Source organism: Mycobacterium sp. DL440, assembly GCF_011745145.1.
Classification (GTDB): Bacteria; Actinomycetota; Actinomycetes; order Mycobacteriales; family Mycobacteriaceae; genus Mycobacterium.
In genome coordinates this window covers 4,899,529-4,924,717 of sequence record NZ_CP050191.1, presented here as the reverse complement: position 1 = coordinate 4,924,717, position 25,189 = coordinate 4,899,529, and the positions used below count along the sequence as shown (strand labels likewise).

The 25,189-nt window shown below is 66.5% G+C and carries 30 protein-coding genes and 3 tRNA genes; 20 read left to right on the top strand and 13 right to left on the bottom strand.

All coding sequences use genetic code 11. The annotated features are described in order from the left end of the window. Window positions 1-5 precede the first annotated feature (5 nt). On the bottom strand, window positions 6-518 hold the full coding sequence (locus tag HBE63_RS24060) for a bacterial proteasome activator family protein (protein WP_166906987.1): 513 nt from the start codon (window positions 516-518) through the stop codon (window positions 6-8). 30 nt (window positions 519-548) lie between these two features. Next, window positions 549-2,507, bottom strand: a complete 1,959-nt coding sequence (locus HBE63_RS24055) for a DUF6541 family protein (RefSeq protein WP_166906986.1) — start codon at window positions 2,505-2,507, stop codon at window positions 549-551. Window positions 2,508-2,632: 125 nt separating this feature from the next. Here HBE63_RS24055 and HBE63_RS24050 point away from each other — a divergent pair, with 125 nt between their 5' ends. After that, a complete protein-coding gene (locus HBE63_RS24050) occupies window positions 2,633-3,829 on the top strand; it encodes a cysteine desulfurase-like protein (protein WP_166906985.1) in 1,197 nt (398 codons plus the stop codon). A gap of 22 nt (window positions 3,830-3,851) precedes the next feature. Here HBE63_RS24050 and HBE63_RS24045 read toward each other — a convergent pair whose 3' ends face one another. Then, the gene (locus tag HBE63_RS24045) at window positions 3,852-4,829 is read right to left on the bottom strand and encodes an NAD(P)H-quinone oxidoreductase (RefSeq protein WP_166906984.1); all 978 of its coding nucleotides are present in this window, start codon (window positions 4,827-4,829) and stop codon (window positions 3,852-3,854) included. Window positions 4,830-4,896: 67 nt separating this feature from the next. Between HBE63_RS24045 and HBE63_RS24040 the strand changes: the two genes are divergently transcribed. Both HBE63_RS24040 and HBE63_RS24035 read left to right on the top strand, forming a co-directional pair. Beyond that, the gene (locus tag HBE63_RS24040; protein WP_166906983.1) at window positions 4,897-5,409 is read left to right on the top strand and encodes a MarR family winged helix-turn-helix transcriptional regulator; all 513 of its coding nucleotides are present in this window, start codon (window positions 4,897-4,899) and stop codon (window positions 5,407-5,409) included. Window positions 5,410-5,428: 19 nt separating this feature from the next. Then, a tRNA-Ser gene (locus tag HBE63_RS24035) sits at window positions 5,429-5,518 on the top strand. Here HBE63_RS24035 and HBE63_RS24030 read toward each other — a convergent pair. After that, the gene (locus tag HBE63_RS24030; RefSeq protein ID WP_166906982.1) at window positions 5,497-5,853 is read right to left on the bottom strand and encodes a hypothetical protein; all 357 of its coding nucleotides are present in this window, start codon (window positions 5,851-5,853) and stop codon (window positions 5,497-5,499) included. The two genes, HBE63_RS24035 and HBE63_RS24030, sit on opposite strands and share 22 nt — an antisense overlap. A 128-nt stretch (window positions 5,854-5,981) precedes the next feature. Here HBE63_RS24030 and HBE63_RS24025 point away from each other — a divergent pair, with 128 nt between their 5' ends. From HBE63_RS24025 to HBE63_RS24015, 3 genes are all read left to right on the top strand, one after another. Continuing rightward, complete coding sequence (locus HBE63_RS24025; RefSeq protein WP_166906981.1) at window positions 5,982-7,007, top strand: linear amide C-N hydrolase; 1,026 nt, start codon at window positions 5,982-5,984, stop codon at window positions 7,005-7,007. A 126-nt stretch (window positions 7,008-7,133) separates the two neighbouring features. Further along, window positions 7,134-8,051 carry an acyl-ACP desaturase gene (locus HBE63_RS24020; protein WP_166906980.1) on the top strand — a complete coding sequence of 306 codons (918 nt, stop codon included), beginning with the start codon at window positions 7,134-7,136 and terminating at the stop codon, window positions 8,049-8,051. A gap of 140 nt (window positions 8,052-8,191) precedes the next feature. Continuing rightward, window positions 8,192-8,920 carry a cutinase family protein gene (locus HBE63_RS24015; RefSeq protein ID WP_243858257.1) on the top strand — a complete coding sequence of 243 codons (729 nt, stop codon included), beginning with the start codon at window positions 8,192-8,194 and terminating at the stop codon, window positions 8,918-8,920. 1 nt (window position 8,921) lies between these two features. Here the strand turns inward: HBE63_RS24015 and HBE63_RS24010 are convergent, their stop codons facing one another. Continuing rightward, a complete protein-coding gene (locus HBE63_RS24010; RefSeq protein WP_166906979.1) occupies window positions 8,922-10,301 on the bottom strand; it encodes a PLP-dependent aminotransferase family protein in 1,380 nt (459 codons plus the stop codon). Between the two features lie 46 nt (window positions 10,302-10,347). Here HBE63_RS24010 and HBE63_RS24005 point away from each other — a divergent pair, with 46 nt between their 5' ends. Together HBE63_RS24005 and HBE63_RS24000 are read left to right on the top strand one after the other, a co-directional pair. Continuing rightward, window positions 10,348-10,770 (top strand): hypothetical protein, encoded by a 423-nt coding sequence (locus tag HBE63_RS24005; protein ID WP_166906978.1) that lies wholly within the window; start codon window positions 10,348-10,350, stop codon window positions 10,768-10,770. Continuing rightward, window positions 10,771-11,679, top strand: a complete 909-nt coding sequence (locus HBE63_RS24000; RefSeq protein WP_166906977.1) for an NAD(P)-dependent oxidoreductase — start codon at window positions 10,771-10,773, stop codon at window positions 11,677-11,679. Here the strand turns inward: HBE63_RS24000 and HBE63_RS23995 are convergent. Continuing rightward, window positions 11,666-12,481, bottom strand: a complete 816-nt coding sequence (locus tag HBE63_RS23995) for a crotonase/enoyl-CoA hydratase family protein (protein WP_166906976.1) — start codon at window positions 12,479-12,481, stop codon at window positions 11,666-11,668. The genes HBE63_RS24000 and HBE63_RS23995 overlap by 14 nt on opposite strands. 19 nt (window positions 12,482-12,500) lie before the next feature. On the opposite strand from HBE63_RS23995, the gene HBE63_RS23990 reads away from it, so the two are divergent. Next, on the top strand, window positions 12,501-13,046 hold the full coding sequence (locus HBE63_RS23990) for a TIGR03086 family metal-binding protein (protein ID WP_166906975.1): 546 nt from the start codon (window positions 12,501-12,503) through the stop codon (window positions 13,044-13,046). On the opposite strand, the gene HBE63_RS23985 is transcribed toward HBE63_RS23990, so the two are convergent. Beyond that, window positions 13,043-13,516 (bottom strand): DUF4334 domain-containing protein, encoded by a 474-nt coding sequence (locus HBE63_RS23985; protein ID WP_166906974.1) that lies wholly within the window; start codon window positions 13,514-13,516, stop codon window positions 13,043-13,045. The two genes, HBE63_RS23990 and HBE63_RS23985, sit on opposite strands and share 4 nt — an antisense overlap. Continuing rightward, on the bottom strand, window positions 13,513-14,604 hold the full coding sequence (hisC, locus tag HBE63_RS23980) for a histidinol-phosphate transaminase (protein ID WP_166906973.1): 1,092 nt from the start codon (window positions 14,602-14,604) through the stop codon (window positions 13,513-13,515). The genes HBE63_RS23985 and hisC overlap by 4 nt, the downstream gene beginning before the upstream one ends. Before the next feature lie 88 nt (window positions 14,605-14,692). Between hisC and HBE63_RS23975 the strand changes: the two genes are divergently transcribed. Together HBE63_RS23975 and HBE63_RS23970 are read left to right on the top strand one after the other, a co-directional pair. Continuing rightward, window positions 14,693-14,784 (top strand) — tRNA-Ser (locus HBE63_RS23975). A gap of 37 nt (window positions 14,785-14,821) precedes the next feature. Continuing rightward, window positions 14,822-14,894: transfer RNA gene (locus HBE63_RS23970), tRNA-Arg, on the top strand. 164 nt (window positions 14,895-15,058) lie between these two features. Here HBE63_RS23970 and HBE63_RS23965 read toward each other — a convergent pair. Then, window positions 15,059-15,472 (bottom strand): hypothetical protein, encoded by a 414-nt coding sequence (locus HBE63_RS23965; RefSeq protein ID WP_243858255.1) that lies wholly within the window; start codon window positions 15,470-15,472, stop codon window positions 15,059-15,061. A 103-nt stretch (window positions 15,473-15,575) separates the two neighbouring features. After that, a complete protein-coding gene (locus tag HBE63_RS23960; RefSeq protein WP_166906971.1) occupies window positions 15,576-15,932 on the bottom strand; it encodes a Fe-S protein in 357 nt (118 codons plus the stop codon). A 62-nt stretch (window positions 15,933-15,994) separates the two neighbouring features. On the opposite strand from HBE63_RS23960, the gene HBE63_RS23955 reads away from it, so the two are divergent. Beyond that, entirely contained in the window at window positions 15,995-16,492 is a 498-nt protein-coding gene (locus HBE63_RS23955; RefSeq protein WP_166906970.1) for a metallophosphoesterase, read from the top strand. Here HBE63_RS23955 and HBE63_RS23950 read toward each other — a convergent pair. Continuing rightward, window positions 16,489-16,827, bottom strand: a complete 339-nt coding sequence (locus tag HBE63_RS23950) for a helix-turn-helix domain-containing protein (protein ID WP_166906969.1) — start codon at window positions 16,825-16,827, stop codon at window positions 16,489-16,491. The genes HBE63_RS23955 and HBE63_RS23950 overlap by 4 nt on opposite strands. 103 nt (window positions 16,828-16,930) lie before the next feature. Between HBE63_RS23950 and HBE63_RS23945 the strand changes: the two genes are divergently transcribed. The 4 genes from HBE63_RS23945 to HBE63_RS23935 are packed head-to-tail and all read left to right on the top strand — an operon-like array spanning window position 16,931 to window position 20,126. Continuing rightward, window positions 16,931-17,806: an NAD(P)-dependent oxidoreductase gene (locus tag HBE63_RS23945; RefSeq protein ID WP_166906968.1), complete on the top strand. Its 876-nt coding sequence runs from the start codon at window positions 16,931-16,933 to the stop codon at window positions 17,804-17,806. Beyond that, entirely contained in the window at window positions 17,803-18,087 is a 285-nt protein-coding gene (locus HBE63_RS23940; protein ID WP_243858254.1) for an NAD(P)-binding domain-containing protein, read from the top strand. The genes HBE63_RS23945 and HBE63_RS23940 overlap by 4 nt, the downstream gene beginning before the upstream one ends. Then, entirely contained in the window at window positions 18,084-18,230 is a 147-nt protein-coding gene (locus tag HBE63_RS31565) for a hypothetical protein (RefSeq protein ID WP_243858252.1), read from the top strand. Before HBE63_RS23940 ends, HBE63_RS31565 begins: the two co-directional genes overlap by 4 nt. A gap of 18 nt (window positions 18,231-18,248) precedes the next feature. Further along, a complete protein-coding gene (locus HBE63_RS23935) occupies window positions 18,249-20,126 on the top strand; it encodes an alkyl/aryl-sulfatase (protein WP_166906967.1) in 1,878 nt (625 codons plus the stop codon). Here HBE63_RS23935 and HBE63_RS23930 read toward each other — a convergent pair. After that, on the bottom strand, window positions 20,123-20,878 hold the full coding sequence (locus HBE63_RS23930; protein ID WP_166906966.1) for an SDR family NAD(P)-dependent oxidoreductase: 756 nt from the start codon (window positions 20,876-20,878) through the stop codon (window positions 20,123-20,125). The genes HBE63_RS23935 and HBE63_RS23930 overlap by 4 nt on opposite strands. A gap of 50 nt (window positions 20,879-20,928) precedes the next feature. Between HBE63_RS23930 and HBE63_RS23925 the strand changes: the two genes are divergently transcribed. Together HBE63_RS23925 and HBE63_RS23920 are read left to right on the top strand one after the other, a co-directional pair. Beyond that, window positions 20,929-21,537, top strand: a complete 609-nt coding sequence (locus tag HBE63_RS23925) for a histidine phosphatase family protein (RefSeq protein ID WP_166906965.1) — start codon at window positions 20,929-20,931, stop codon at window positions 21,535-21,537. A gap of 9 nt (window positions 21,538-21,546) precedes the next feature. Further along, window positions 21,547-22,578 carry a phosphotransferase family protein gene (locus tag HBE63_RS23920; protein WP_208301197.1) on the top strand — a complete coding sequence of 344 codons (1,032 nt, stop codon included), beginning with the start codon at window positions 21,547-21,549 and terminating at the stop codon, window positions 22,576-22,578. Window positions 22,579-22,583: 5 nt separating this feature from the next. Here the strand turns inward: HBE63_RS23920 and HBE63_RS23915 are convergent, their stop codons facing one another. Next, window positions 22,584-22,979, bottom strand: a complete 396-nt coding sequence (locus tag HBE63_RS23915) for a lipopolysaccharide assembly LapA domain-containing protein (RefSeq protein ID WP_166906963.1) — start codon at window positions 22,977-22,979, stop codon at window positions 22,584-22,586. 155 nt (window positions 22,980-23,134) lie between these two features. Between HBE63_RS23915 and HBE63_RS23910 the strand changes: the two genes are divergently transcribed. Then, the gene (locus HBE63_RS23910) at window positions 23,135-24,049 is read left to right on the top strand and encodes an ABC transporter substrate-binding protein (RefSeq protein ID WP_166910129.1); all 915 of its coding nucleotides are present in this window, start codon (window positions 23,135-23,137) and stop codon (window positions 24,047-24,049) included. Between the two features lie 31 nt (window positions 24,050-24,080). After that, window positions 24,081-25,187: an ABC transporter ATP-binding protein gene (locus tag HBE63_RS23905; RefSeq protein ID WP_166906962.1), complete on the top strand. Its 1,107-nt coding sequence runs from the start codon at window positions 24,081-24,083 to the stop codon at window positions 25,185-25,187. The last annotated feature ends 2 nt before the right edge of the window (window positions 25,188-25,189 follow it).

The window sequence follows — 25,189 nt, the reverse complement described above, 5'->3', positions numbered from 1 at the left end:
GCAACCTACAGGTACTGGCCGGTGCCGGGGTGAGTGCCGCCGCGCTGTCCGCCCGGGACCTGCAGCCCTGGCGGAAGCGCGCCCTGGCGCATCTGCTCGAGCTGGGAGCGGGCGGCCATCTGCTGGGCGAACAACGCCGTCTGGATTCCGTGGAACAACCCTTCCAGCCAGCCCACCAACTGTGCCTGCGCGATGCGGAGTTCGGCGTCCGACGGCGCGCTGTCCTCGGTGAAGGGCAGGGTCAGCCGCTCGAGTTCTTCACGCAGTTCGGGGGCCAGACCGTCCTCGAGTTCACGGATGCTGGTCCGGTGGATGTCGCGCAGCCGGTTGCGGCTGGCGTCGTCGAGCGGAGCCGCGCGCACCTCTTCGAGCAGCTGCTTGATCATCGTGCCGATGCGCATGACCTTCGCCGGTTGTTCGACGAGGTCTGTCAGCGACTTGCCGTCAGCGTCGGCATCAATCTCATCGGCCGTGCTGGCCAGGATCTCGATGTTGTCATCGTCGGGGTTGATGGTCATGGCCTTCCCTTGGAACAGTTCGGTCTCGTGTCAGTTCTTTTTGGTCGCCGCGTTCTCTCGGTGCCAGCGGTAGATGCGGTCCTCACCGTTGTCGTAGATCTTCTCCCACGACCGTGAGCTGTCTAGCGACACTAGTCCGTCGGGCATGACGAACCCTCGAACCACCGGTGTACTGGTGATCACGTAGCGGATGTCGAGCGCCTCAACCGCCTCGGCAACCCTGGGATCGGTGTCCGCGTCGTCGGCGTACGCCCAGAAGATGAACCGGTGGTACCCGGGGCCCTGTTGTACCGGATAGTCGTAGTGGGTCCACAGCGGGTGCAGCCCCGAAACCGCGTACATCCAGGCGGTCCCGTCGGTGTTGGCGTCGCCGATCAGCGTGGTCCGGGCATCGGGAAGCTCAGCCAGGTAGGCGAAGGCCTCCAGGTCCTTGGCGTCGATAATCACCGAGTCGTACTTCTGTCCGAGCAGGTACTTGTGCCGGGGGAAGTAATGCCAGGCCAGCCCCACGGTGGTGGCGACCAGTGCGACGGCAGCCGTCGCACGGATCCACGCCGGGCGGGCGCCGGTCCGGCGCAGGACAGCGGCGCCCAGCAGGACCAGTGCGCCCAGGCCGATGGCGGCCATCGGTGCGTACAGCATCGTGACCACCGCCGACAGGCGACGCGGATCGCTGTAGAACAGGTCGCTGAACTTGCCGGTGATGACGCCCAGCGGCCCGCCGAACGGGGCACCGGAATGCACGATCGACGCGATCAGGATCAGCCACACCGCCAGCGGCCACCAGATCTTCCGCACCAGCATGACCAGTCCGCCGATGGCCGCCAGGGCGATGAGTGCGTTCTGGATCGGGAAGTCGTTGAGGTGGCGGGTGTGCTGGACGACCGCCGCGAACAGCGAATACTTCTTGCCGAGGTGGTTGACGAAGGCGTGCCCGACGATGATGTCGGCCTGCTGAAGGACCCCGAGAAACTGGGGGAGAAGGATCAGCAGGGTCGGCACCGCGACGGCCGCCAGCGCCAGGAAGTCGGACAGCCGGCCGCGCACCGGCCGCCACAGCGCATCCGCCAGCCACCAGACGCCCACCAACAGCGCCGTCACCACGCCGCCGGTGAGGTGCACCGAGAAGACCCCGACCGTGGCGAGCACGGCCAGACCGATGCGGTCGCGATGTGCCGGCGTCGAGGTGATCAGGACGAACACCGGTACCGCGAGTCCGTAGGCCACCAGGTTGGGCATCGCCGCGACATCGAATTCGACGTAGGGCACCGCGGTGAACGACGCGGCGAGTGCCGCGGCCGTGCCCGCAGCGACAGCGGTGCGCATCTCGCAGGTGTGCGGGCGGAGCACCTTCCACGTCAGCACCGCGGCACTGACCGGGAACAGCCACACCGCAGCGGCCACCGAACTCACGGTGTAAGCGGTGGTCGCGGCGGCGCCGGTGAGCTGGCAGTAGACGGCGGCCAGGGCGTGGAAGGCCGACGGGTAGTAGAGCGCCTCGTGGGTCTCGACGTTGCGGAGTTCGCCCATGTGGGTCGGCGAGGCCTGGCCGGTGTCGAGGATCCACCGGATGGTGTTGGCGTGCCACACCGAGTCCCAGGTGCTGGGGACGGATTGCCAGTGCACCAGGCCGGCGAAGGCCGCGGCAGCAATCAGTGCGGCGCCCAGCAGCACTCCCACCGCAACCACCACTGCGGGCCGCCCCGTCATGGCTGACCCCTCGGCGTCGCGGTCACGGAAGCGGGCAAGGAGCCTCCGCAAGCCGGCCGCAATGGCAGCAATGATGGCCACAGCAAACAACGCGGTCCACGCGTTCCACGGCACGCCGATGGCCCCGAGAGGGACGATCGTCAATGCGACGGTGCCGTAGGTCAAGGCCGGACCCACCGCGACTGCCGTCGACACGGTCAGCCCGCCGGCTCTGGCTATCAGCGCCCCGGGGATCACCAGCAACAACAGTGCGATTAGCACTCCGAACCCGAAGCCCACTGGACTAGTATGGCTGCCCAGGGTGACCCGGTCCGAGCATGGTCTCTTCAAGTGCAAACGTGCGGTCGGGCGCTCACCAAATCGTGTCGGTTTGTGATATTTGCGGACGCTCTAAGGTGGCTGGCATGGCATACGACGTCGCCCGGGTGCGGGGCTTGCACCCGTCATTGGGCGATGGGTGGGTCCACTTCGATGCCCAGAACGGCATGCTGGTGCCCGATTCCGTCGCGACGACGGTGTCCACCGCGTTCCGAGGCTCGATGCCCACGGCAGTGGGACCGCATCCATCGGCACGCCGTAGCGCGGCCGTCCTCACCGCTGCCCGCCAAGCTGTCGCCGACCTGGTCAACGCCGATCCGCGGGGCGTGGTGCTCGGCGCGGACCGGGCTCAACTGCTGACCGCGCTGGCCGAGGCGTCCTCGAGTCGGGTCGGGCTCGGCTACGAGGTGGTGGTCACCCGCCTGGATGACGAGGCGAACATCGCGCCCTGGTTGCGGGCTGCGAATCGCTATGGCGCCAAGGTGAAGTGGGCCGAGGTCGACATCGAGACGGGTGAGCTGCCGTCCTGGCAGTGGGAAGGCTTGATCGACAAGCCGACCCGCCTGGTGGCGATCGCTTCGGCGTCGTCCACGCTGGGGACCGTCACCGATCTGAGCGAGGTGACCAAGCTCACGCATGAGGTCGGCGGACTGGTGGTTGTCGACCACTCGGCCGCGGCCCCGTACCGGCTGATCGACATCAACGAGATCGACGCCGACGTCGTCGCCCTCAATGCGGTGCCGTGGGGCGGCCCGCCGATCGGTGCCCTGGTGTTCCGCGACCCGTCGGTGATCGACTCGCTGGCCTCGGTCTCGTTGAATCCCCAGGCGACCGGTCCGGCCCGCCTGGAAGTGGGCATGCACCAGTACGGCCTGCTGGGTGGCGTGGTGGCCAGCATCGAGTACCTGTCGAACCTCGATGATTCGGCCAGCGGCTCGCGCCGCGAACGGCTGGCCGTGTCGATGCAGTCCGCCGGCGCGTATCTGGACCGCCTGTTCGAGTACCTGGTGGCCTCGCTGCGCTCGTTGCCGTTGGTAATGGTGATCGGCAGGCCGGAGTCGCAGATTCCGGTGCTCAGCTTCGTAGTGCGGGACATCCCGGCCGAGCGGGTCGTGCAGCGGTTGGCCGACAACGGCATCCTGGCGATGTCGAATGCCAGCTCGCGAGTGCTCGATGTGATCGGGGTGAACGACATCGGTGGCGCGGTGACAGTGGGGCTGTCGCACTACTCGACGGGCGCCGAGGTCGATCAGCTCGTGCGGGCTCTGGCCTCCCTGGGCTGATTGCTCCTCCCGTCGCGGTGGGCTAAACCGTCAGGACGATCTTTCCCGATACCTCGCCGGACGCGAGCAGTTCGTGGGCGCGCTGGGCCTGCTGGATGGGCAGTTCGGCGCCGATGATCGGCCGTACCCGCCCGTCGGCGATCATCGGCCAGACGTTGTCGAGCACAGCCCGCACGATCTCGCCCTTGCTGCCGGATCCTTCGACGGGGCGCGGGCGCAGCGAGGTGGCGATCACTCCGGCCCGTTTACCGAGCAGCTTGGCGATGTTCAGTTCGGCCTTGACGCCGCCCTGCATGCCGATGATCACCAGGCGTCCGCCGGTGGCCAGGGCGTCGACATTGCGGTCCAGGTAGGCGGCTCCCATGATGTCGAGGATCACGTTGGCGCCCACGCCGCTGGTCTCGGCCCGCACCCGTTCTACGAAGTCCTCGTCGCGGTAGTTGACGGTGATATCGGCGCCGAGTTCGCGGCACAGGGCGAGCTTGTCGGCGGAGCCCGCCGTCACCGCAACCCGGGCGCCGAGCGCGTGGGCCACCTGGGTGGCGTGGGTGCCGATGCCGCTGGCGCCGCCGTGCAACAGGACGAGCTGACCGGCCTTCAGACCCGCAGTCATCACGAGGTTCGACCACACTGTGGAGGCCACCTCGGGCAGTCCTGCGGCGTCGCTCAGGGCAACGCCATCAGGCAATGGCAGCACCTGGGCGGCGGGTACCGCGACGTATTCGGCGTAGCCGCCGCCGGCGAGCAATGCGCATACCGGTTGCCCAACTGACCAGTCGGTAACATTCGCGCCGAGTGCGGCGACGGTGCCTGACACCTCCAGTCCGATGACCTCACTGGCGCCTGGCGGGGGCGGATACTTGCCCGCCGCCTGCAGCAGATCGGCTCGGTTGACGCCCGCGGCATGAACCCGGATCAGAATTTCTCCCTTTGCTGCTTCAATATCAGCGACGTTTTCCCAGGTCAGATGGCCATCGACGGAAGCGACAATTGCATGCATTATTTCCACGGTACAAGCCTTCTATTTCCCAAGCGCAGCAATACTGACGTCGCTTACGATTGCGGCCATGGTGGGGATGATTGCGGGGCGCACGGCGGGTGACATGCCGGGCCTGGACATCGCCGAGCAGAGGTCATGGCAAAACTATCTCGACTCGGCGTTGCGAATGTATGCGACCTTGAACCGGTCGTTGGTGGACGCGCATCATCTGACGCTGAATGATGTGCGCCTGCTCGATATCTTGGACAAGTCGTCGACCGGGTCGGCGCGGATGGGTGACTTGGCCGAGCGGCTGATGTCTCTGCCCAGCCGGGTGACCCGGCAGATCCGGCGGCTGGAAGTTCAGAATCTGGTAACCCGGTGTGCCAGTCCGGACGATGGGCGCGGCGTGGTCGCCACGATCACCGAAGAAGGCAGGGTCGCTGTTCGCGAGGCGATGGTGACGTACGGCCAGGGTGTCCGCTCGCACTTCCTCGGCAGGCTCTCGCGTCCGCAGATCGCGGCAATGGGGGAGAACTGTCGCCGGATCAGCGTCGCGCTGAAGAACGGAGCGCCGCCCGCCCACATCGGTCGGGTGTGAAACCCGTACTCTTGTCGGCGGTGGCGTGGCAGAGCGGCCTAATGCACTCGCCTTGAAAGCGAGAGTGGGTTAATCCCCACCGGGGGTTCAAATCCCTCCGCCACCGCCATCAGGAGTGGCGTTGATTCGGGTATCGACACCGCGGATCAGGAAGATTGCCACACCTTGCCACACCCGGTGGCCGAACGATTCACCCCCGTCGTCCGGCCCGTTCGGCGAAATCGTCCAGTGCATCCAGGATTTCAGGTGTGCGCCAGGCACGGTTACGCGCTCGGTCGGTGAACTCGACAACGATCCCCGCCTCGGCGAGGGGACCGATATAGCGGCGGGGGTGGTCAGTAGGGATTCCCAGCTCCTCGCGCAGAAGCACACCGTTGACGACTGGCTGTCCAGGCTCGGGGTCCAGTGCAGCGTCTCGTAGCTGAGCGGGGGAAGTGTCGCCATAACCCGATGATGGCGACACTTATTTACATACCTGTCGCCAGACACGAGTGATTCACCGACGTGCGTGTGCGAGAACTGGTCCGTGGGTTCGCCGTACGTGTACGGGCGCCGGCACTAGGCTCGCCCCAATGTGCACGCGAGTCATCTGGCCCGAAGCGGGCGATGCGGTTCTGGTCGGCAGGAACATGGACTTCCACAAGGACTTGATGACCAACCTGTGGAAGCAGCCGCGCGGCGTCAAGCGGGACGATGCGGTTTCGGGCAGGCTCACCTGGACCTCGAAGTACGGCAGCGTGGTTGCTTCCGCCTTCGACATCACCTCCGTCGACGGTATGAACGAGGCAGGTCTGGCCGGGCACATCCTGTGGCTGGCCGAATCCACCTACGGTGAACCGGACGATTCACGCACCCAGCTCGGCCAAGGTATCTGGCTGCAGTACTTCCTGGACAACTTCGCGACTGTCGCCGAGGCGACGGCGTGGATCGCGGAGACCGATGTGCAGGTGGTGCAGATGGACGATCCGACCGGCGGCGTCCGCCCCGGACTGCACCTGGCACTCGACGACGCGACCGGGGACTCGGCGATCATCGAGTACGTCGACGGCAAGGCCCGGGTGTACCACTCGAAGGACTACACGGTGATGACGAATTCGCCGACCTTCGATCAGCAGCTGGAGCTGGTGAAGTCGTTCACCGGTCTTGGCGGCGAGCAACCGATCCCCGGCTCCACCCTGGCCAGCGACCGGTTCGCCCGCGCCAGCTACTACGCCGGCCGGCTGCCCAAGCCGTCCAGCCAGGTGGAGGCCATCGCAAGCATGTTCTCGGTGATCCGCAACGCCGCGCAGCCCTTCCGCATCCCCGACCCGGGCAAGCCCGACGCCTCGCAGACCATCTGGCAGGTGGTGCTCGATCTCACCAACAAGCGGTACGTCTACGAGTCCACCACCCGGCCCAACATCGTGTGGGTCGACCTCGCAGATCTCGACTTCTCCGAGGGCAGCCCGCAGCTCAAGCTCGATCTCATCGGCGAGCTCGCAGTGCAGGGCGGCATCGCCGGCAACGTGGCCCACAAATTCGAGGACAAGGGCGCCATGACCTTCCTGTCGCTCGAATTGCTCCGCGAGCTCGAGGCCGCGGCACCGAAGGGCACGTGAGCTCGGCCGGTTGTCTGGGGCCTTTCGTTTCACGAAAACGTAACCTACGGTTCCGTAACCTACGGTACCGTAGGTTGGGAACGGCGCGCTGACGTCGACGCGCTGCCACACGTTGGGAGGACCGGAATGGACACCCAGAGCGGAGTGCTCCACGAACTGGAACCGGTTGTCGCGAGCAACCTTGACCGTCACCTGTCGATGGCGCGGGAATGGTTTCCACACGACTACGTTCCGTGGAGCAGGGGGCGCGACTTCGCCTTCATGGGCGGAGAAGACTGGCAGCCCGAGGATTCGCCGCTGGACCCTGTCGCCAAGGTGGCCATGACCGTCAACCTGCTGACCGAAGACAACCTGCCGTCTTATCACCGCGAGATAGCCACGCGGTTCTCCCGCGACGGCGCGTGGGGCACCTGGGTCGGGCAGTGGACGGCCGAAGAGGGCCGCCACAGCATCGCTCTGCGCGACTACCTCGTTGTCACGCGCGGTGTGGATCCGGTTGCCCTGGAACGTCTTCGCATGGCACATACGGTCGCCGGATATGACTCGGGCGACAAGACACCGTTGGCGGCGATGGCTTATGTGTCGTTCCAGGAGCTGGCCACCCGGGTATCGCATCGCAACACCGGGCGGGCATCCGGCTGCCCGATCGCCGATCAACTCCTCGGTCGGATCGCCGCCGACGAGAACCTGCACATGGTGTTCTACCGCAATCTCATGGCGGCCGCGCTGGACCTGGCGCCCGATGCCTCGATGATGGCCATCCGCGATGAGGTGGTGAACTTCGCGATGCCCGGGCTCGGAATGGCCGACTTCGCGCAGAACGCGATCACCATCGCCAAGGCGGGCATCTACGACCTGCGTGTCCATCACGACGACGTGGTGCAGCCGGTGCTGCGCTTCTGGCGGATCTTCGATCGAACCGATTTCGGGCCAGAAGGTGAGAAGGCCCGCGAGGAGCTCGCCCAGTTCCTCGACGCGGTCGATGAACGGGCCCGGTTCTACGAGGAAAAGCGCGAGCGCCAGCGCGTCGGGGCCGCCTCGTAGCAAATCGAAGACCCCCGCCGCATCGGCTAAATGTGTCGCACATCACACACCCGGAGAGATTCGCCCGGCCTTGATCTTGGGTATCGAGGAGTAGTTGGCACGAAAAGTTATGGTGGGTCGGAACGAGTGTGGGGTCGAAAATGAACCGGATTGGTCGTTGGTTGGCGGCGGTGGCATCGTCGGCGTTCGTGGCGGGTGGGTGCATCGCCGCTGCCGGTCAGGCTTCTGCGGAATCGTGTGCGGACGTGCAGGTTGTCTTCGCGCGGGGCACGTTCGAGCCACCGGGAGTCGGTGGCGTCGGGGACGCGTTCGTGAATGCGCTGCAGGCCAGGGCCGGCGGGAAGTCCGTCGATGTCTACGCGGTGAATTACCCAGCGTCACTTGACTTTGCGACTGCGGCGGACGGCGTCGCCGACGCGAGCAACAAGGTCAGGGCCACGGTGGCTGCGTGCCCCGACACCAAGATCGTGCTGGGCGGTTTCTCGCAGGGTGCTGCAGTGACCGCTTACCTCACCGAGGATGCGGTGCCGCAGGGGTTCGTGTTGCCGCCGAGCATCAGTGGCCCGTTGCCCGCCGAGGTGGCCGACCATGTCGCCGCGGTGGCACTGTTCGGCAAGCCGTCGAGCGGCTTCCTGCAGATGATCTACACCGGCGCACCGCCGATCACGGTCGGTTCCCGGTACACCGCCAAGACGGATGACCTGTGCATCCCGGAGGACCCGGTGTGCTCGCCGACCGGTAGCGATAACAATGCGCACAACTTGTACGCCGCCAACGGGCTGACCGATCAGGCAGCCGATTACGTGGTCGGCAAATTGGGCATCAAGCAGTCGGACCGGAACGTGGATCAGACCGCCGCGCACGGGTGACTCAGTGCGCAGCCTCACCGAGCATCTCCACGCCGGTGGCGATCTGGGACTCGGTGAGGTTGGCGTAACCCAGGATCAGCCCGGGCTGCGCGCTGGAAGGGTCGGAGTAACACGGTGCCAGCGGCTCCAGCCGGATGCGTAACTCGGCGGCGCGGCGGGTCAGGTCGTCGATGGGGAAGCCGGGCGGGAACCGCACGGTCAGATGCACGCCGGCGGCCGCCCCCAGTACCTCGGCCTGGGGCAGGTGGCGCGACAGTGCGGCCAGCAGAGCTTCGCGCCGGGCCGGGTAGCGGCGGCGCATCTGACGCAGGTGGCGGTCGTAGCCGCCGGAGGTGAGGAACTGGCTGAAAGCGATCTGATCCATCACCGAACTTCCGGTATCGGCAAGGCTTTTCGCGGTCCGAACGCGCTCGATCAGGTGGGTGGGCACGACCATCCAGCCGATGCGCAGTCCAGGGGCCAGGGTCTTGCTGGTCGACCCGAGGTACACCACCCGATCGGGCGCGACCCCTTGCAGTGCACCCACTGGCGCCCGGTCGTAGCGGTACTCGGCGTCGTAGTCGTCCTCGATGATCAACCGTCCGGGTTGGCCCCATTCCAGTAGTTCGGTCCGACGGGCGGCCGAGAGCACCACCCCCGTCGGCGATTGATGGGCCGGGGTGGTCAGCACCGTGGTGGCGTCAGTGGCGGCCAGTGCACCGACGTCGATGCCGTTGTCGTCCACCGGGATGGGGATCGGTTCGGCGCCGTTGTGTCGCAGGATCATTCGGTGCAGCCAGAATCCCGGATCCTCCACCGCGATCGGCCCGTCCAGGCATCGGGCGAGCAGCGCGACGGCTTGTGTTGCGCCCGAGCACAACACGATGCGGCGTGGGTCGGCGACCACCCCCCGGGTACGGCGCAGGTAGTCGGCCACCGCGGTCCGGGCGGCCGGCAGTCCGTGGGGTGCCACGTAGCCGAATGCGCTGGATTCGATCTCGGCCAGGCCCTGGCGCATGGCCCGTAGCCAGGCCTGACGCGGGAAGCTGGCGAGATCCGGTGAGCCTGGGGCGAAGTCGATGTCGAAGCGGGGACGGACGCGGTCGGGGCCGAAGCTGGAGGGGGCGGCGTCGACGGCCGCGACCCGGGTGCTGCCGCCCTGGCTGCTGTGCAGGAATCCCTCTGCCGTCAGTTGCCCGTAGGCCTCGACCACGAGCCGTCTCGACACTCCGAGGTCGGCCGACAGCACGCGGGTGGACGGCATCCGCGACGCCGGGGCCAACCGACCGGAACGGATGGCGTCGCGCAGTCCGTCGGCGAGCTGACGGTGCAACGGTGCCTTGCTGGCCCGGTCCAGTTCGACCAGCAGCTCCGGCCCGGAACTGGTACCCGAATCTGCCATGGAATTGGAGCCTACTCGGAGACCACTGTGGCGTTAGCGTGATGACATGGCCAATGCCGCGCCGCCGGTGCCGCAGACCCGGCGCTACCCCGAGGTCGTCCTCGGCGTATTCGGCGTCTACTCGGTGATCCTCGGTCTGTTCATGCTGTTCGCGCCGGGCGCGTTCTTCGACACGCTCGGCGCATTCGGCGTGCGCAACGATCACTACATCCTCGACAACGCGTCGTTCGAACTGCCGCTCGGGTTGATGCTGCTCGCAGCGCTCAAGTGGCCGCGCTGGCGGGTGCCCACGCTGGCCTTCGCCACTGCGCACTGGGCCCTGCATTCATTGAGCCACCTGATCGACACCAACCACGCCGCGGGCAACTGGGTGGGTTGGCTGGAAGCCGCGGGCCTGGTGCTGACCACGGTCCTGTTGGCAATTGCCTTACGTATCAGCATGTCCGACGAGAAGGTAGGAGAACCATAGATGCGTGTCCTGGTGGCGGGTGCAACCAGTGTCCCGGGAATCCCATTGCTGCGGGAGCTCAACGCGAGGGGGCATGAGGTGATCGGGGTGACTCGCTCGTCGGGCAAGACCGCCCAGATCTCCGCCGAGGGTGCCAAGCCGGTGGTGGCCGACGTGCTCGACGCCGGCCAGATCGATGCGGTGATGGCTGAATTCGCGCCCGAAGCGGTGGTCAGCCTGCTGACCACGCTGCCGAAGTGGGGGCCGAAGCGCCCCAAGGACTTCGGCCCTGCGACAGAGCTCTGGAGCCGCGGGGCGCCGAATCTGGTGGCCGCGGCCCAGCGGGCCGGTGTGCGTCGAGTGGTCGCGGAATCGGTCATCTTCGCTTACGGTTACGGCGCAGGTGGGCCGCCCCGGATCGACGAGAGCGATCCCTATCCGGGTCCGCCACCGCCGCACGGGGCCGAATTCCTGGAGGCGCTGCGGGGCATGGAACGCACCGTGCTGGGCTCCGGTGACCACAGCGGCACCGAGGGAATCGTGTTGCGCTACGGCGTTTTCTACGGCCCCGGCGTCACCCACGACGACCTGTTCCGAAGCCTGTCCAAGTGGTGGGCGCTACCCGCGCTGACCGGCCCCGGAATCCTGTCCTGGGTGCACATCGACGACGTCGCCCGGGCCACCGCAGACGCCCTCGACAAGGGGCGCGGTGGGCAGATCTACAACATCGTCGACGACCGTCCGCAGTCGTTCGGCGATTACGTCCGGGAACTGAACCGCACGCTGCACCGGCCCCGACCGGTGCCGATCTCGCACCGTCTGGTCGGACTACTGGCCTCGTATCCGGCCACCGCGTTCGGCAAGGCCTGGCTTCCGCTGTCCAACGCGAAGGCCAAGGCCGAGCTCGGCTGGACGCCTATTCCCCGGTGAACTGGGGCGGGCGCTTCTGGAACATCGCCGTGACCGCCTCGGCCAGATCCTTCGACGGCAGGAAGGCCGAATTCCAGGCGGCCACGTACCGGAGGCTCTCGGCCACCCTGGCGGTGCGCTGCTGATCCAGCACATCCTTGACCCCGGCGACGGTCAGCGGCGGGTTGGCGGCGATCTCGTTGGCGGTGGCGTGCGCGGCCGCCAACGAGGCGTCGGCGTCGTCGTACACGTTGTTGACCAGACCGATGCGCGCGGCATGCGATGCGTCCACGTCTTTACCGGTCAGAACCAGCTCGCGCAGATGCCCATCGGACAGGATCAGTGGCAGGCGCGCCAGGCTGCCCACGTCGGCGACGATGGCCAGCTTGGTCTCACGTACCGAGAACTTGGCGTCGGTGCTGGCGTAGCGGATGTCCACGGCACTGATCAGGTCGACGCCGCCGCCGATGCACCAGCCGTGGATCGAGGCGATGGTCGGGGTGCGGCAGTCGGCGACGGCCGTGATGGCGCCCTGCATCTTGCGCAGTGTGGTGTGGAAGTCGGCACGGGCCTTCGCGCCGGCGTCCAGCCCCGGCATCGTCGCGCCCATGGCGGGCAGGTCGAGGCCGTAGCTGAAGTTCTTGCCCGAACCGGTCAGCACGATCGCGCGCACCTCGGGGTCGGCGTCGAGGGTGCCGAACACGTCGGGCATCTCGGCCCAGAACGCCGGACCCATCGCGTTGCCCTTGCCGGGACCCAGCAGCGTCACCTGGGCGACGTGATCGGAGATCTCGACGGAAACGGACTCGTACGTGTCAGACATGGCGTGGACACTACCGAGTATGGATGAACTCGATAGTGCCGAGGCCACCCTCGACGTGCTGCAACGCGTGCTGAGCGGTATCACCGCGGACGATCTGTCCCGTCCGACACCTTGCCGCGAATTCGACGTGTCGGGGCTGACGGACCACCTCCTGAACTCCATCACCATGATCGGCTCGGCGGCCGGGGCGCAGATTCCCGAACGCAACCCCGACACTCCGGTGGAGGAGCAGGTAGTCAGCGCGGCGCGGCCGGCGGTGGCGGCATGGCGACGACGCGGGGTCGACGGCACCGTGCCGTTCGGGCAGGGCGAGGCGCCGGCGCAGATGATGGCCCGGATCCTGTCGCTCGAATTCCTGGTGCACGCCTGGGATTACGCCGCGGCCACCGGGCAGTCGGTCGATGTGCCGGATCAGCAGCCGGAGTGTGTCCTGGGGTGGGCGCGCCAGATCATCACCCCGGACGGCCGGGTGCGGGCGGGTTTCGACGACCCGGTCGAGATCGGCGCGGACGCAGAACCGCTGGACCAACTGTTGGCGTTCACCGGCCGCCGGCCGGTGGGCTAGACGCGCTGCAGGTAGAAGTACAGGTAGCGGCCGATGCCCGAGGTGAGGTCGACGGCGCCCTTGCCGTTCATGATGCCCATGACGGTGTTGTCGTCGACCACCTTGAAGTGGTCGTGCACGGGGCGGCCGTCGTAGACCATGGTCGCGGTCACCTCGCCGCGGAACTCCTCCAGCCACAGGCTGGCCTCGCCGTTCATGGCTTCGGTGTTGGAGAACTTGTTGCCGTCGGCATCCAGGCAGACGAGCGGCTGGGCCTCGGCGGCCGAGCGGAATGTCTTACCGAACCAGTTGAGCCGGTTCATGAATCCGTTGGCCTTGTGCCCGGTCTGGAACTCGCCGCCCTTCCACTCGCCGAGCATGAAGTCGACACCGGCGGGCCGTAGCAGCGCCCAGAACGCGTCGAGTTCGGCGTCGGGGATCTGCCCCTCGCGGCTGACGAATCCGTCGAACGTGCCGCGTGCGTCGCTCACTTGGTCTCTCCTGTCCGAGTCCCGGCGTCACCCGCGATCCAGCCCCGGGCGAACTCCAGAAAGGCGTCGTTCTCGTGTGGGGCCCCGATGGTGACCCGCACGCCGTCCTCACCGTACGGGCGCACGATGATGCGGTTGTCGGCGGCCCTGGCCACGAAGTCCAACGTGCGTTCGGCCAACGGCAACCAGACGAAGTTGGCCTGTGAGGGCGGGAGCTCGAATCCCGCGTCACGCAGGGCCGCGCTGACGCGGATGCGCTCGGCGACGACGGCGTCGGTGCGGGCCAGGAGTTCGTCGGCGGCATCCAGGCAGGCGATGGCCGCGACCTGGGACAGGCTCGTCGCACTGAACGGCACGTAGACCTTGCCCAGCGCGGTCACGATCTCAGGATCGGCCACGGCGTACCCGACCCGCAGGCCGGCCAGTCCGTAGGCCTTCGAGAAGGTGCGCAGAACAACCACGTTGCGGTGCGACCGGACCAGGCCGAGGCTGTCGGGCAGCAGCCCGTCGCGGATGTACTCCACGTAGGCCTCGTCGAGCACGATCAGGATGTCGTCGGGCACCGCCGCCACGAACCGGGCCAGCGCCTCGGGTTCGACCACGGTGCTGGTCGGGTTGTTCGGGTTGCAGACGAAGATCAGCCGGGTGCGGTCGGTGATGGCCGCGAGCATGGCGTCGAGATCGTGAGTCTCGTCACGCAACGGCACCGGGACGCCCGTCGCGCCGGCGGTGCGGATCTGCAGCGGATAGATCTCGAAACTGCGCCACCCGAACACGACTTCGTCGCCGACCGTGGATGTGATTTGTATCAACTGCTGGCACAAGCTCACCGAACCGCAGCCCACGGAAATATTTTCGGCTGCGAAGGCTCCGCCCTGCAAGTGTTTGGCCAGGTGTTCGCGCAGGTCAAGGTATCCGTTGTCGGGATAGCGGTTGATGTTCTCGGTGGCTTTGAGGATCGCCTCGCGCACGCTGGGAAGCGGCGGATGCACGGTTTCGTTGCTCGCGATCTTGATTGCGCCTGGAACTGTTTTGCCTGGTGCGTACGCCGGGAGGTCGGCCATTTCGGGGCGCAGACGGATACTCACTTGGCCAGAATAGGGGAGGCTGTGTACTGTGTGCCCTCGGCGGTTTCGGGCGACAGGACGGAGTCCGGTACCCTCACAGAAGTTCAAAGGAGGCGTGCCAGAGCGGCCGAATGGGACTCACTGCTAATGAGTTGTCCCCCTTAAAGGGGACCGGAGGTTCAAATCCTCTCGCCTCCGCCACGGTTGACTTGTCAGCCGCACAACTGAATAACGCTAGGCGCCCGTAGCTCAACGGATAGAGCATCTGACTACGGATCAGAAGGTTAGGGGTTCGAATCCCTTCGGGCGCACGCATAGAAATCGAGGCGCGGTCTGCGGACTGCGCCTCGATTTGTTTCTGGCGGATTGTTTCGGGCGGGCCCTGGTGCATCGAGATCGACACCAGGGCTGTGATTCCTGCGAAGCAACAACCCTGGTGTCGATCTCGGCGTCGGCGGCTAAGCCGTGGGGAAAGCTACTCGGAGGCGACAGCGGTGGCGATGTCGACGGCCATCTCGCGTAAGACGTCGTCGGTGACGAACTGACGCGCGGCCTGACGGTCCAGTCGCAGCACGGAGACCAGGAGGTCGATGTGACCGGCCACCTGAACCCGGGCCAGCTCCGGCGGGAGGTGCAGGCCGTGCAGATCGGCGAGGAAGCCGCGCAGCACGGTGACGCGATCGTTCATCCACGGTGACCGGCCGGCGACCATCGATGTCGAGGCCTTCAGCTGGCCGATGTAGCGACGTTGCCGCAGCCGTTCAAACACGCCGTGATGCGCTTGACGTGCGGACTCCGCGGCACGCGTCCTCGCCCGGACGCGGACGTCACCGTGCGGTGAATCGCATCCGGTGAATGCCGCCGTGCGCATGACCCTGGCGGTTGCCATGGCGTGTCTGTGACCCATCGTTCCCGTATCTGCCGACAAAGGTTGTTTGCCAGTTAACTTTACGGGAACGTCTCAGGTTCAGCTCAGATTCGGGGCCGGGGCCTCAGTTCCAGAGCACCGCGATCGCCGACGCGAGCAGGGGCAACACGCCGGCGGCGATGAACAGCGGCATGACCGGTTGGCCACCCGCGCGACGCTGCCGCGCGGTGCCGACGCCCAGCACTGCGCCGAGCGCCACCAGGATGACGAGCTTGGTGCCGAGCTTGGGGTAGTTCAGCACGATGCCGGCAGGCCACGGTGCGGCCAGGGCCAGGCCGGTGATGAGCGACAGCGTCATGCCGTAGGTCATCACTGGGGTGATCAGAAAGCGTCGGGCCGTGGCCTCGGCGATCCAGGCGCCGACCATCACTGCGAAACCGAGCAGATGCGCATATACAACTACGTTGCGTAGTAGTTCCATGCTCGGAGTGTAGCGGCACGAGATCTCGGGCTCATCGGCATCGGTCAACTAGGCTCGGCTGGATGCGGCTGCTGCTGATCGCCGATACCCACGTACCCAAGCGCGCCAAGGACCTCCCGGCTCAGGTGTGGGACGAGATAGACCAGGCGGATGCCGTTGTCCACGCCGGTGATTGGGTCGACCCCGCACTGCTCGATGCGCTCAGCTCCCGTGCGGCGCGCCTGATCGGCTGCTGGGGCAACAACGACGGGGCTGAACTGCGCAGGCGACTGCCCGAGCGCGCCGACGTGACACTGGACGGTCTGCGATTCACCGTCGTGCACGAGACCGGTGCGGCCACCGGGCGGGAGGCCCGGATGGCCAGGGAATACCCCGGAACCGACGTCCTGGTCTTCGGACACAGCCACATCCCGTGGGACACGACCGCGAAAACCGGTCTGCGCCTGTTGAATCCGGGGTCGCCGACCGACCGACGCCGCCAGCCGTACTGCACCTACATGACGGCCCGGATCGCCGCCGGAGTGTTGTCCGACGTCAGTCTGCACACCCTCGACGGCTAGCCGGGTTCCTCCTGGCATATCAGTCCGATGTGCTTGGTGGCCCAATCACCCAGCGGTTCAAGGGATTCGAGTAGCTCCTGACCCGCGGGAGTCATGGAGTACTCCACCCGAGGCGGCACCTCGTGATAGCTCTCCCGGTGCACCACGCCATGACGCTGGAGTTCCTTGAGGTGCTGGGTCAGCATCTTCTGGGACACCCCGGACAGGCTGCGGTGCAGTGCGTTGAAGCGCTTCGGTCCGGCCTGAAGCTCCCAGAGGATGAGCGGTTTCCACTTTCCGTCGACCACGGCGAACGCCGCATCGAGTCCGCAGGTGTACTTGCCCAGCTGGCTCATGGCAGGATCCTTGCAGTTCAGGGCCAATAGTTTCAAAAGAGTAAGTATCCCACTTTTTAGTGGGTACTTGTCCTGCAGTCAGTGTCTCTCCAACGATGGTGGCATGACAACCACACGCCATTCGATCAGTTTTCTCGGTCTGGGCGAGATGGGTTCGGTGCTGGCCCGCACAGCCCTCAGAGCGGGGCACCCGACCATCGTCTGGAACCGCACCGCCGCCCGGGCCGCCGCGCTCGTCGACGAGGGCGCCACCGCAGCGGCCGATGCGGCCGAGGCTCTCGACGCGGATCTCGTCGTGGTGTGCCTGTTCGACCAGGCGTCGGTGCACGAGGTCCTCGACCCGGTGGCGCAGCTGCTGGCCGGGCGCCGGCTGGTGAATCTGACCACGACGTCACCGGAGGGGGCACGGGAGCTGGCCCGGTGGGCGGCGGGCCACGGGGCCGAGTATCTCGACGGCGGCATCATGGCGACGCCGGAGATGATCGCGACGCCGCAGTCGGCGATCCTCTACAGCGGCTCGGCAACGTTGTTCGAGGACCATGGGACGTTGTTCGAAATCTGGGGTGGTGCTGAGTACTTCGGCGACGATGCCGGCATGGCATCGCTGTACGACCTGGCGCTCCTGTCGGCCATGTACGTGATGTTCGCCGGCTTCTTCCACGGCGCTGCGATGGTAGGGGCGGCCGGGGTGCCCGCGAAGGAGTTCGCCGCCCGCACCGCCGCGTGGCTGCCGGCACTGATGCCCTCGATCGCCGAATACGCCGCGGTCATCGACGGCGGGGACTACGCCGTCCCTGGCCAGCAGAGCCTGCTCTTCTCCGATATCAGCGACATCGTCACCGCCAGCCGGGACCAGGGGATCGGCACGGAAGTCGTCGACGTCGTCCAACGGCTGATCCACCGGCAGATCGACGCGGGCCACGGTACCGACGGCTTCGCGCGCGTCATCGAGAGCATCAAGAAGGGGGCCGCGGCATGACCACTACGGTCAGCGTCCTCGGCCTCGGGCCGATGGGACAGGCACTCGCCGGGGCACTGCTGGATGCGAATTACCCCACCACCGTGGGGAATCGGACGGCTGCCAAGGCTGACGCGTTGCGTGCCCGCGGTGCGTTGTGGGCTGATACGCCCGCAGAGGCAGCTGCGGCCAGCAACCTCATCCTGGTCAACGTGGTCGATCAGGCGGCCGCGGATGCGGTGCTGACCGCGGCGGGTGACGCGCCTCGGTGTCGTCGGTCGCCGCCTCGGTGCGGCACTTGATCTCGGCGTCACACTCAGCGGGCTTTGATGCGGGTGCGCTGGATGCGTTTCGTGGCTACGTGGATGCGGCGGTGGCCGCCGGGCACGGGGCCGATGAGATCAGTCGGATCATTCCGGCAAGCGTGACCGTGCCGTCACTCTGAGGTGGCACGCTCAACGGTATGGAACAGAAGCCACCCGCCGCCGTCATCGAGGCCGCCCACCGTGCGCATCTGGCGACGCTGCCGTTCGGGGACACTCGAGATTTTCAGGATGCTGATCGGGGTTTCCTCGGGGCCATGGAACCCTGTGTGGTCAAGGCCGCTGACGGAAGAGTGGTGTGGGACAACGACGCCTACGCCTTTCTCGAAGGCGACGCGCCGGCATCGGTGCATCCCAGCTTGTGGCGCCAGTCGCAACTGTGCGCCAAACAGGGCCTCTATGAGGTGGTCGAGGGTATCTATCAGGTACGCGGCCTGGACCTGTCGAATGTCAGCTTCATCGAAGGCGATACCGGCGTCATCGTCATCGATCCGCTGATATCCACCGAGACCGCGGCCGCCGCGCTGGCTCTGTACCGGGCGCACCGGGGGGATCGTGCCGTCAGCGCAGTCATTTATACCCACAGCCACGCCGACCATTTCGGCGGCGTGCTGGGGGTGACGACCCAGGCCGACGTCGACGCGGGCAAGGTCGCCGTCATCGCGCCGGAACATTTCACCGAGCACGCCGTGCAGGAGAACGTCTATGCCGGCACCGCGATGGCGCGCCGCGCCGGTTACATGTACGGCGCGGCGCTGGACCGTGGCCCGCAGGGCCAGGTCGGCTGCGGGCTGGGGCAGGTTGGCTCGACGGGCGAGGTGGCGCTGATCGTGCCGACCCTCGACATTCGCGAAACCGGGGAGACCCACACCATCGACGGTGTCGAGATCGAATTCCAGATGGCGCCGGGCACCGAGGCGCCCGCCGAGATGCACATCTACTTCCCGAAACTCCGGGCGCTGTGCATGGCCGAGAACGCCACCCACAATCTGCACAACCTGCTGACCCTGCGCGGTGCGTTGGTACGTGATCCACATGGTTGGGCGGGCTATCTCACCGAGGCCATCGACACCTTCTCCGACCGCGCCGATGTGGTGTTCGCCTCGCACCACTGGCCCACCTGGGGTCGCGAGCGGATAGTCGAATTCCTTTCGCTGCAACGGGATCTGTACGCCTACCTGCATGACCAGACGTTGCGTCAGCTCAACCAGGGCTATACCGGGGTCGAGATCGCGGAGACCTTCCAGCTGCCTCCGGCCCTGGAGAAAGCCTGGCATGCCCACGGCTACTACGGTTCGGTGAGCCACAACGTCAAGGCGGTCTACCAGCGCTACATGGGCTGGTTCGACGGCAACCCGGCCCGGTTGTGGCCGCACCCGCCCGAGGCGCTCGGCCCCCGCTACGTCGAGGCGATGGGGGGCGTCGACCGGGTGGTCGAGCTGGCCGGAAAGTCGTTCGATGAAGGTGATTACCGCTGGGCGGCAACACTTCTCGATCATGTGATCTTCACCGATGAAAACCATGGGCGAGCCCGCGACCTCTACGCCGACGTGCTTGAACAGTTGGCCTATGGCGCGGAGAACGCCACGTGGCGCAATTTTTTCCTGAGCGGCGCCACCGAACTGCGGGAGGGCAACTTCGGTACTCCGACCACTGCGGCGTCGCCGTCGCTGTTGGGGCAGCTCACGCCCGAGCAGATCTTCGACACCTTCGCGATCAATGTGAATGGTCCGCGGGCGTGGGATCTCGATCTGGCCATCGACGTCACGTTCGCCGACACCGGGGACAATTATCGCCTGACGTTGCGCAACGGGGTGCTGGTCCACCGCAAGGCCGGTGCCGACGAGGCCAGTGCGCGCGCCACGGTGAAGCTTGCGAACAAGCTGCGGCTGTTGGCCTTCGCGGCGGGTGACACCAGTTCACCGGGGGTGGAGGTCACCGGCGACACCGATGCGCTGCCGTCGTTGTTGGCGGCACTGGACCGGCCTGATCCGAACTTCGACATCGTCACGCCCTAAGGCAATCCGCCATCCGCCCGCAGGATGGATCCGGTGGTGAAGCTGGACGCATCCGACATCAGAAACAGTGCGGCGCCGACGATCTCGGCAGGGTTGCCGGCCCGCTGCAGGGCGAGGTGGCCGAACGGGTCACCGGCCATGTCCCAGGCCTTGCTGACATCGGTGAGAAACGGCCCGGCCATCAGGGTGTTGACCCGCACGGTCGGGCCGAACGCCTTGGCCAGGCCTTCGGTCATGGCGTTCAGCCCAGCCTTGGCCGCGGCGTAGGGAAGCATGTACTGGTCTGGCCGCAACGAGCCGGATGAGCTGACGTTGATGATCGCGCCACCGCCGTCGGCCACCATGCGCTCACCGAGCAGGGCCGAAAGCCGGAACGGCCCTTTGAGGTTCAGGTTGAACACCGAGTCGAAGAGTTTCTCGGTGACCGAGCCCAGCGATTCGTACAGCGGTGACATGCCGGCGTTGTTGACCAGCACATCGACCTTGCCGAAGCGGTCGTAGGCGGCCTCGGCCAGACCGTCGAGTTGATCCCACCGGCCCACGTGCACCTGATAGGGGAGGGCGGCGCGACCGGTGGCCGCGGTGATCTCCTCGGCCGCGGCCACGCAGGAATCCAGGTTGCGGCTCGCGATCACCACGTCGGCACCGCAACGCGCGGCTCCCACCGCGATCTCACGGCCCAGTCCGCGGCTGCCGCCGGTGACCAGCACCACCCGGTCGGTGAGGTCGAACAACTCGTCGGCATATCCCATGTGTGATGGCCCTCTCCGGCCGTCCTGCGCCGCGGCCCTATGGTGGCACGGTGCAACTGCTTCTGGTCCGACATGCTTTACCGCTGCGCAGCGAGCCAGGTCAAGGGTCTGATCCCGATCTGTCCGCAGAGGGCATCGCCCAGGCCGAACGCCTGCCCGCCGCCCTGGCCCGCTTCCCCGTCAGCCGGCTGGTCAGCAGCCCACAGCGGCGCGCGATCCAGACAGCGGGACCGCTCGCCAACGAGCTGGGCCTGCAGGTCGAGGTCGACGACCGGCTCGCCGAGTACGACCGCGACATGTCGCACTACGTGCCGATCGAGGAGATCGCCAAGGAGAACCCCGAGGAGCTGGCCCGGCTGGTGAGCGGTCACCTGCCCAGCAGCGTGGACGAGGGCGCGTTCATGGCACGGATCGGCGCCGCGGTCGAGGACCTGGTGGCGGCCGGTGACCATGACGGCACCGTCGCGGTGTTCAGTCACGGTGGCGTGATCAACGTGCTGCTGCACCAGATCCTGGCCACCGAGCGGCTGCTGTCCTTCCACGTCGACTACGCCTCGGTCACCCGGCTGCTGTCATCGCGCTCGGGCAAGCTGGCCGTCGCCTCGGTCAACGGCACAGAACACGTATGGGATCTGCTGCCGCGAAATGTCCGGTGGTAAACAGTGACGGTGACAAATCTGGAGGGTCTCGACCTGACCGCCCTGGACCGGCATCTGCGTTCGGAGGGCATCGCCCGCAGCGGTGATCTCCGCGCCGAACTGATCGCCGGCGGCCGCTCCAACCTGACCTTCCGGGTGTGCGACGACGCGTCGGCGTGGGTACTCCGCCGCCCGCCGCTGCACGGTCTGACCCCGTCCGCGCACGATATGGCCCGCGAGTACAAGGTGGTGGCCGGGCTGGCCGGTACCGCAGTTCCGGTGGCCCGTGCGGTGACGATGAGCAACGACGACTCCGTGTTGGGTGCTCCGTTCCAGATGGTCGAGAACGTCGCGGGCCAGGTGGTCCGCAGCGCCGCGGAGCTTGAGGCGCTCGAAGCGCTCGGCGGCCCTGGAACCATCAGCGACAGCGTCGACGCGCTGATCCGGGTGCTGGCCGACCTGCACGCGGTGGACCCCGAGGCGGTCGGTCTGGGCGATTTCGGCAAGCCCGCGGGTTATCTGGAACGTCAGGTGCGCCGGTGGGGTTCGCAGTGGGACCTGGTCCGCCTGCCCGACGATCCCCGCGACGACGACGTCAAGCGTCTGCATCAGGCCCTGGCCGATTCTGTTCCGGCGCAGAGCCGCAACTCGATCGTCCACGGCGACTACCGCATCGACAACACCATCCTGGACGTGCAGGACCCGACGAAGGTCCTTGCGGTGCTGGACTGGGAACTCTCGACGTTGGGTGACCCGCTGAGCGACGCCGCGCTGATGTGCGTCTACCGCGATCCGATGTTCAATCTGATCCTGAGCATGGAAGCCGCGTGGAGTTCACCGCAGATGCCGTCGGCCGACGAGTTGGCCAACCGCTATTCGGTGCAGTCCGGCCAGGACCTGGCGCACTGGGACTTCTACATGGCGCTGGCCTATTTCAAGGCAGCGATCATCGCCGCGGGTATCGACTTCCGCGCCCGGCAGGGTTCTGAGGCGCCGGGTGGTTCCAGCGTCGGCGAGGCGGTGGCACCGGCGATCGCGTCGGGCCTGCGCGCCATCAGCTGACGCTGTCAGTCGCGCTGGGCGGCCTTGAAGTTCTTCTTGGCCGCACGGCGCAACTGGAAGATCCTCGCGGTTCCGGCGGCGACTGTCAGCAGGCCACCGGCCACCGCGGCGCCCAGGATCGCCACGCCCGTCGGCAATGACCAGTGCCAGCCCAGGAACGTCATCGGGACCGGCTCGGTGTTCTGGGTGATGAAGATCAACAGCACGATCAGCACCAGGAAGCCCAGGATGAGGGCTGACCAGAGCGCTCCGGCGCGGGTGAGTTTGGGCTCGGTTGCCTTGCCTGGTTTGGCTGGGGCCTTGCCGGGCTCGGGGGCTTTGCCTGGGTCGGGCGCCGCCGGGTCCGGTATGGCCCCTGTGGGCTCAGGCAGATCGGGCGATGCAGACGGATCGCTGGTCATACTGACATCTTTGCCCGTCGAGGCGTCAAAGCAAACCACCGTGGGTTAAAGCGCGGCGGCATGTCGGGTGTGCCGTTAGGGTCTTCAGAGGCTGAAAGTCCGGCCGCCGTCGCCGAAAGGACGCGCCTGTGCTGCGCAGACCCCTGGCAATCGCGATGACCCTGCTCGCCCTGATCGTGCCGCTCGCGGTGGCCTGCGGAAGCTCCAATCCTCTGGGCGGCGGAGAAATCTCGGGTGACCTGAAATCGATCACCGTCGGCTCGGCTGACTTCCCGGAGTCCAAGATCATCGCCGAGATCTATGCCCAGGCTCTGGAGGCCAATGACTTTCAGATCAGAAGGCAGTTCGGTATCGGCAGCCGCGAGACGTATGTTCCTGCAGTGCAGGATCATTCGATCGATCTGATCCCCGAGTACACCGGAAACCTCCTGCAGTACTTCGACAAGGAGACCACTGCCACCACCTCGGATGAGGTACTGATCGCGCTGTTCAAGGCCCTCCCCGGGGACTTGTCGATTCTGTATCCCTCACCGGCTGAGGACAAGGACACCCTCGCCGTCACCGCCGAGACCGCCCAGCGCTGGAACCTGAAGACCATCGCGGATCTGGCCACGCATTCGGCCGAGGTGAAAGTCGGTGCACCATCGGAGTTTCAGACCCGCCAGACGGGGCTGGTCGGCCTGAAGTCCCGCTACGGGCTGGACATCGCACCGGTCAACTTCGTCGCGATCAGCGACGGCGGTGGGCCGGCCACCGTTGCGGCGCTCAACAGCGGTGCCGTCACGGCCGCGAACATCTTCAGCACCTCACCGGCGATCGGGCAGCACCACCTGGTGCCTCTGGAGGACCCCAAGAACGCCTTCCTGGCCGCCAATGTCGTTCCGTTGGTGGCCTCGCAGAAGATGTCGAACGAACTCAAGACCGTGCTCGATGCGGTGTCGGCCAAGCTCACCACCGAAGCCCTGATCGAGTTGAACACCGCGGTGGAGGGCAACGCCGGGGTCGACCCCGACGAGGCGGCCGAAAAGTGGATCAGGGACAACGGATTCGACAAGCCGGTGACCAAGTGATGAACGCTTGCGGGAAGGGCAGAGGGCCCAAGTGATCACTTTCGAGAACGTCACCAAGCAGTATCCGGACGGCACGGTCGCCGTCGACAATCTCAATCTGGAAGTGCCACAGGGCACGCTGACGGTGTTCGTCGGTCCCTCGGGCTGCGGCAAGACCACCTCGATGCGGATGATCAACCGGATGATCGATCCCACCTCGGGCACCCTCACGGTCAACGGGGAGGACATCAGCACGGTCGACCCGGTCAAGCTGCGGCTGGGCATCGGCTACGTCATCCAGAGTGCCGGGCTGATGCCGCATCTGCGGGTGGTCGACAACGTCGCGACGGTGCCGGTGCTGCGGGGCGAGTCCCGGCGCAGTGCCCGCAAGGCCGCCATCGGGGTGATGGAACGGGTGGGGCTCGACCCGAAACTGGCCGACCGTTATCCGGCACAACTGTCCGGCGGGCAACAGCAGCGTGTCGGGGTGGCCCGCGCGTTGGCCGCCGACCCGCCGATCCTGTTGATGGATGAGCCGTTCAGCGCGGTCGACCCGGTGGTACGTGAAGACCTGCAGGCCGAAATCCTGCGATTGCAAAGCGAATTGCACAAGACCATCGTCTTCGTCACGCACGACATCGACGAGGCGGTCAAACTCGGGGACAAGGTCGCGGTATTCGGCCGCGGCGGGGCGCTACTGCAATATGCCGATCCCTCGTTTGTCTTGTCGAATCCGGCCAACGAGCTCGTGTCGGGATTTGTCGGGGCGGACCGCGGTTACCGCGGCCTGCAGTTCCTTCACGCCAGCGGCCTGCCCCTGCACGAGATCGAATACGCCGACGAGGACGACATCGACGGGCTGAACCTGAGCCCGGGGGAGTGGCGGCTGGTCATCAAATCCGGCACCCCGTTCGCGTGGATCAACGCCGAAGGTGTCGAGGTGCATCGCAAGGGCAATGCGCTCTACGACAGCACCATCGGGGGTGGGTCCTTCTTTCCGCCCGACGGCAACCTGCGGCAGGCGCTCGATTCCGCGCTGTCCTCGCCGAGCGGGCTCGGCGTGGCGGTCGACGAGGCGGGCAGGCTGCTCGGGGGTGTTCGCGCCGACGACGTGCTCGATGCACTCAAGGAACAGCGCCGCGTCCCGGAGCTGGGGTAGCT

Bases quoted from the DNA above. Each gene is read 5' to 3' on its own strand.
- HBE63_RS24050 (WP_166906985.1), top strand. From the start codon at position 2,633: ATGGCATACGACGTCGCCCGGGTGCGGGGCTTGCACCCGTCATTGGGC.
- HBE63_RS24000 (WP_166906977.1), top strand. From the start codon at position 10,771: ATGCGTGTCCTGGTGGCGGGTGCAACCAGTGTCCCGGGAATCCCATTG.
- HBE63_RS23960 (WP_166906971.1), bottom strand. From the start codon at position 15,932: ATGGAACTACTACGCAACGTAGTTGTATATGCGCATCTGCTCGGTTTC.
- HBE63_RS24005 (WP_166906978.1), top strand. From the start codon at position 10,348: ATGGCCAATGCCGCGCCGCCGGTGCCGCAGACCCGGCGCTACCCCGAG.
- HBE63_RS23990 (WP_166906975.1), top strand. From the start codon at position 12,501: ATGGATGAACTCGATAGTGCCGAGGCCACCCTCGACGTGCTGCAACGC.
- HBE63_RS23995 (WP_166906976.1), bottom strand. From the start codon at position 12,481: ATGTCTGACACGTACGAGTCCGTTTCCGTCGAGATCTCCGATCACGTC.
- HBE63_RS24030 (WP_166906982.1), bottom strand. From the start codon at position 5,853: ATGGCGACACTTCCCCCGCTCAGCTACGAGACGCTGCACTGGACCCCG.
- HBE63_RS23910 (WP_166910129.1), top strand. From the start codon at position 23,135: ATGACCCTGCTCGCCCTGATCGTGCCGCTCGCGGTGGCCTGCGGAAGC.
- HBE63_RS24015 (WP_243858257.1), top strand. From the start codon at position 8,192: ATGAACCGGATTGGTCGTTGGTTGGCGGCGGTGGCATCGTCGGCGTTC.
- HBE63_RS23935 (WP_166906967.1), top strand. From the start codon at position 18,249: ATGGAACAGAAGCCACCCGCCGCCGTCATCGAGGCCGCCCACCGTGCG.
- HBE63_RS24010 (WP_166906979.1), bottom strand. From the start codon at position 10,301: ATGGCAGATTCGGGTACCAGTTCCGGGCCGGAGCTGCTGGTCGAACTG.
- HBE63_RS23955 (WP_166906970.1), top strand. From the start codon at position 15,995: ATGCGGCTGCTGCTGATCGCCGATACCCACGTACCCAAGCGCGCCAAG.
- HBE63_RS23915 (WP_166906963.1), bottom strand. From the start codon at position 22,979: ATGACCAGCGATCCGTCTGCATCGCCCGATCTGCCTGAGCCCACAGGG.
- HBE63_RS24025 (WP_166906981.1), top strand. From the start codon at position 5,982: ATGTGCACGCGAGTCATCTGGCCCGAAGCGGGCGATGCGGTTCTGGTC.
- HBE63_RS24040 (WP_166906983.1), top strand. From the start codon at position 4,897: ATGGTGGGGATGATTGCGGGGCGCACGGCGGGTGACATGCCGGGCCTG.
- HBE63_RS24020 (WP_166906980.1), top strand. From the start codon at position 7,134: ATGGACACCCAGAGCGGAGTGCTCCACGAACTGGAACCGGTTGTCGCG.
- HBE63_RS23940 (WP_243858254.1), top strand. From the start codon at position 17,803: ATGACCACTACGGTCAGCGTCCTCGGCCTCGGGCCGATGGGACAGGCA.
- HBE63_RS23965 (WP_243858255.1), bottom strand. From the start codon at position 15,472: ATGGCAACCGCCAGGGTCATGCGCACGGCGGCATTCACCGGATGCGAT.
- HBE63_RS24045 (WP_166906984.1), bottom strand. From the start codon at position 4,829: ATGCATGCAATTGTCGCTTCCGTCGATGGCCATCTGACCTGGGAAAAC.
- HBE63_RS23945 (WP_166906968.1), top strand. From the start codon at position 16,931: ATGACAACCACACGCCATTCGATCAGTTTTCTCGGTCTGGGCGAGATG.
- HBE63_RS23930 (WP_166906966.1), bottom strand. From the start codon at position 20,878: ATGGGATATGCCGACGAGTTGTTCGACCTCACCGACCGGGTGGTGCTG.
- HBE63_RS23950 (WP_166906969.1), bottom strand. From the start codon at position 16,827: ATGAGCCAGCTGGGCAAGTACACCTGCGGACTCGATGCGGCGTTCGCC.
- HBE63_RS24060 (WP_166906987.1), bottom strand. From the start codon at position 518: ATGACCATCAACCCCGACGATGACAACATCGAGATCCTGGCCAGCACG.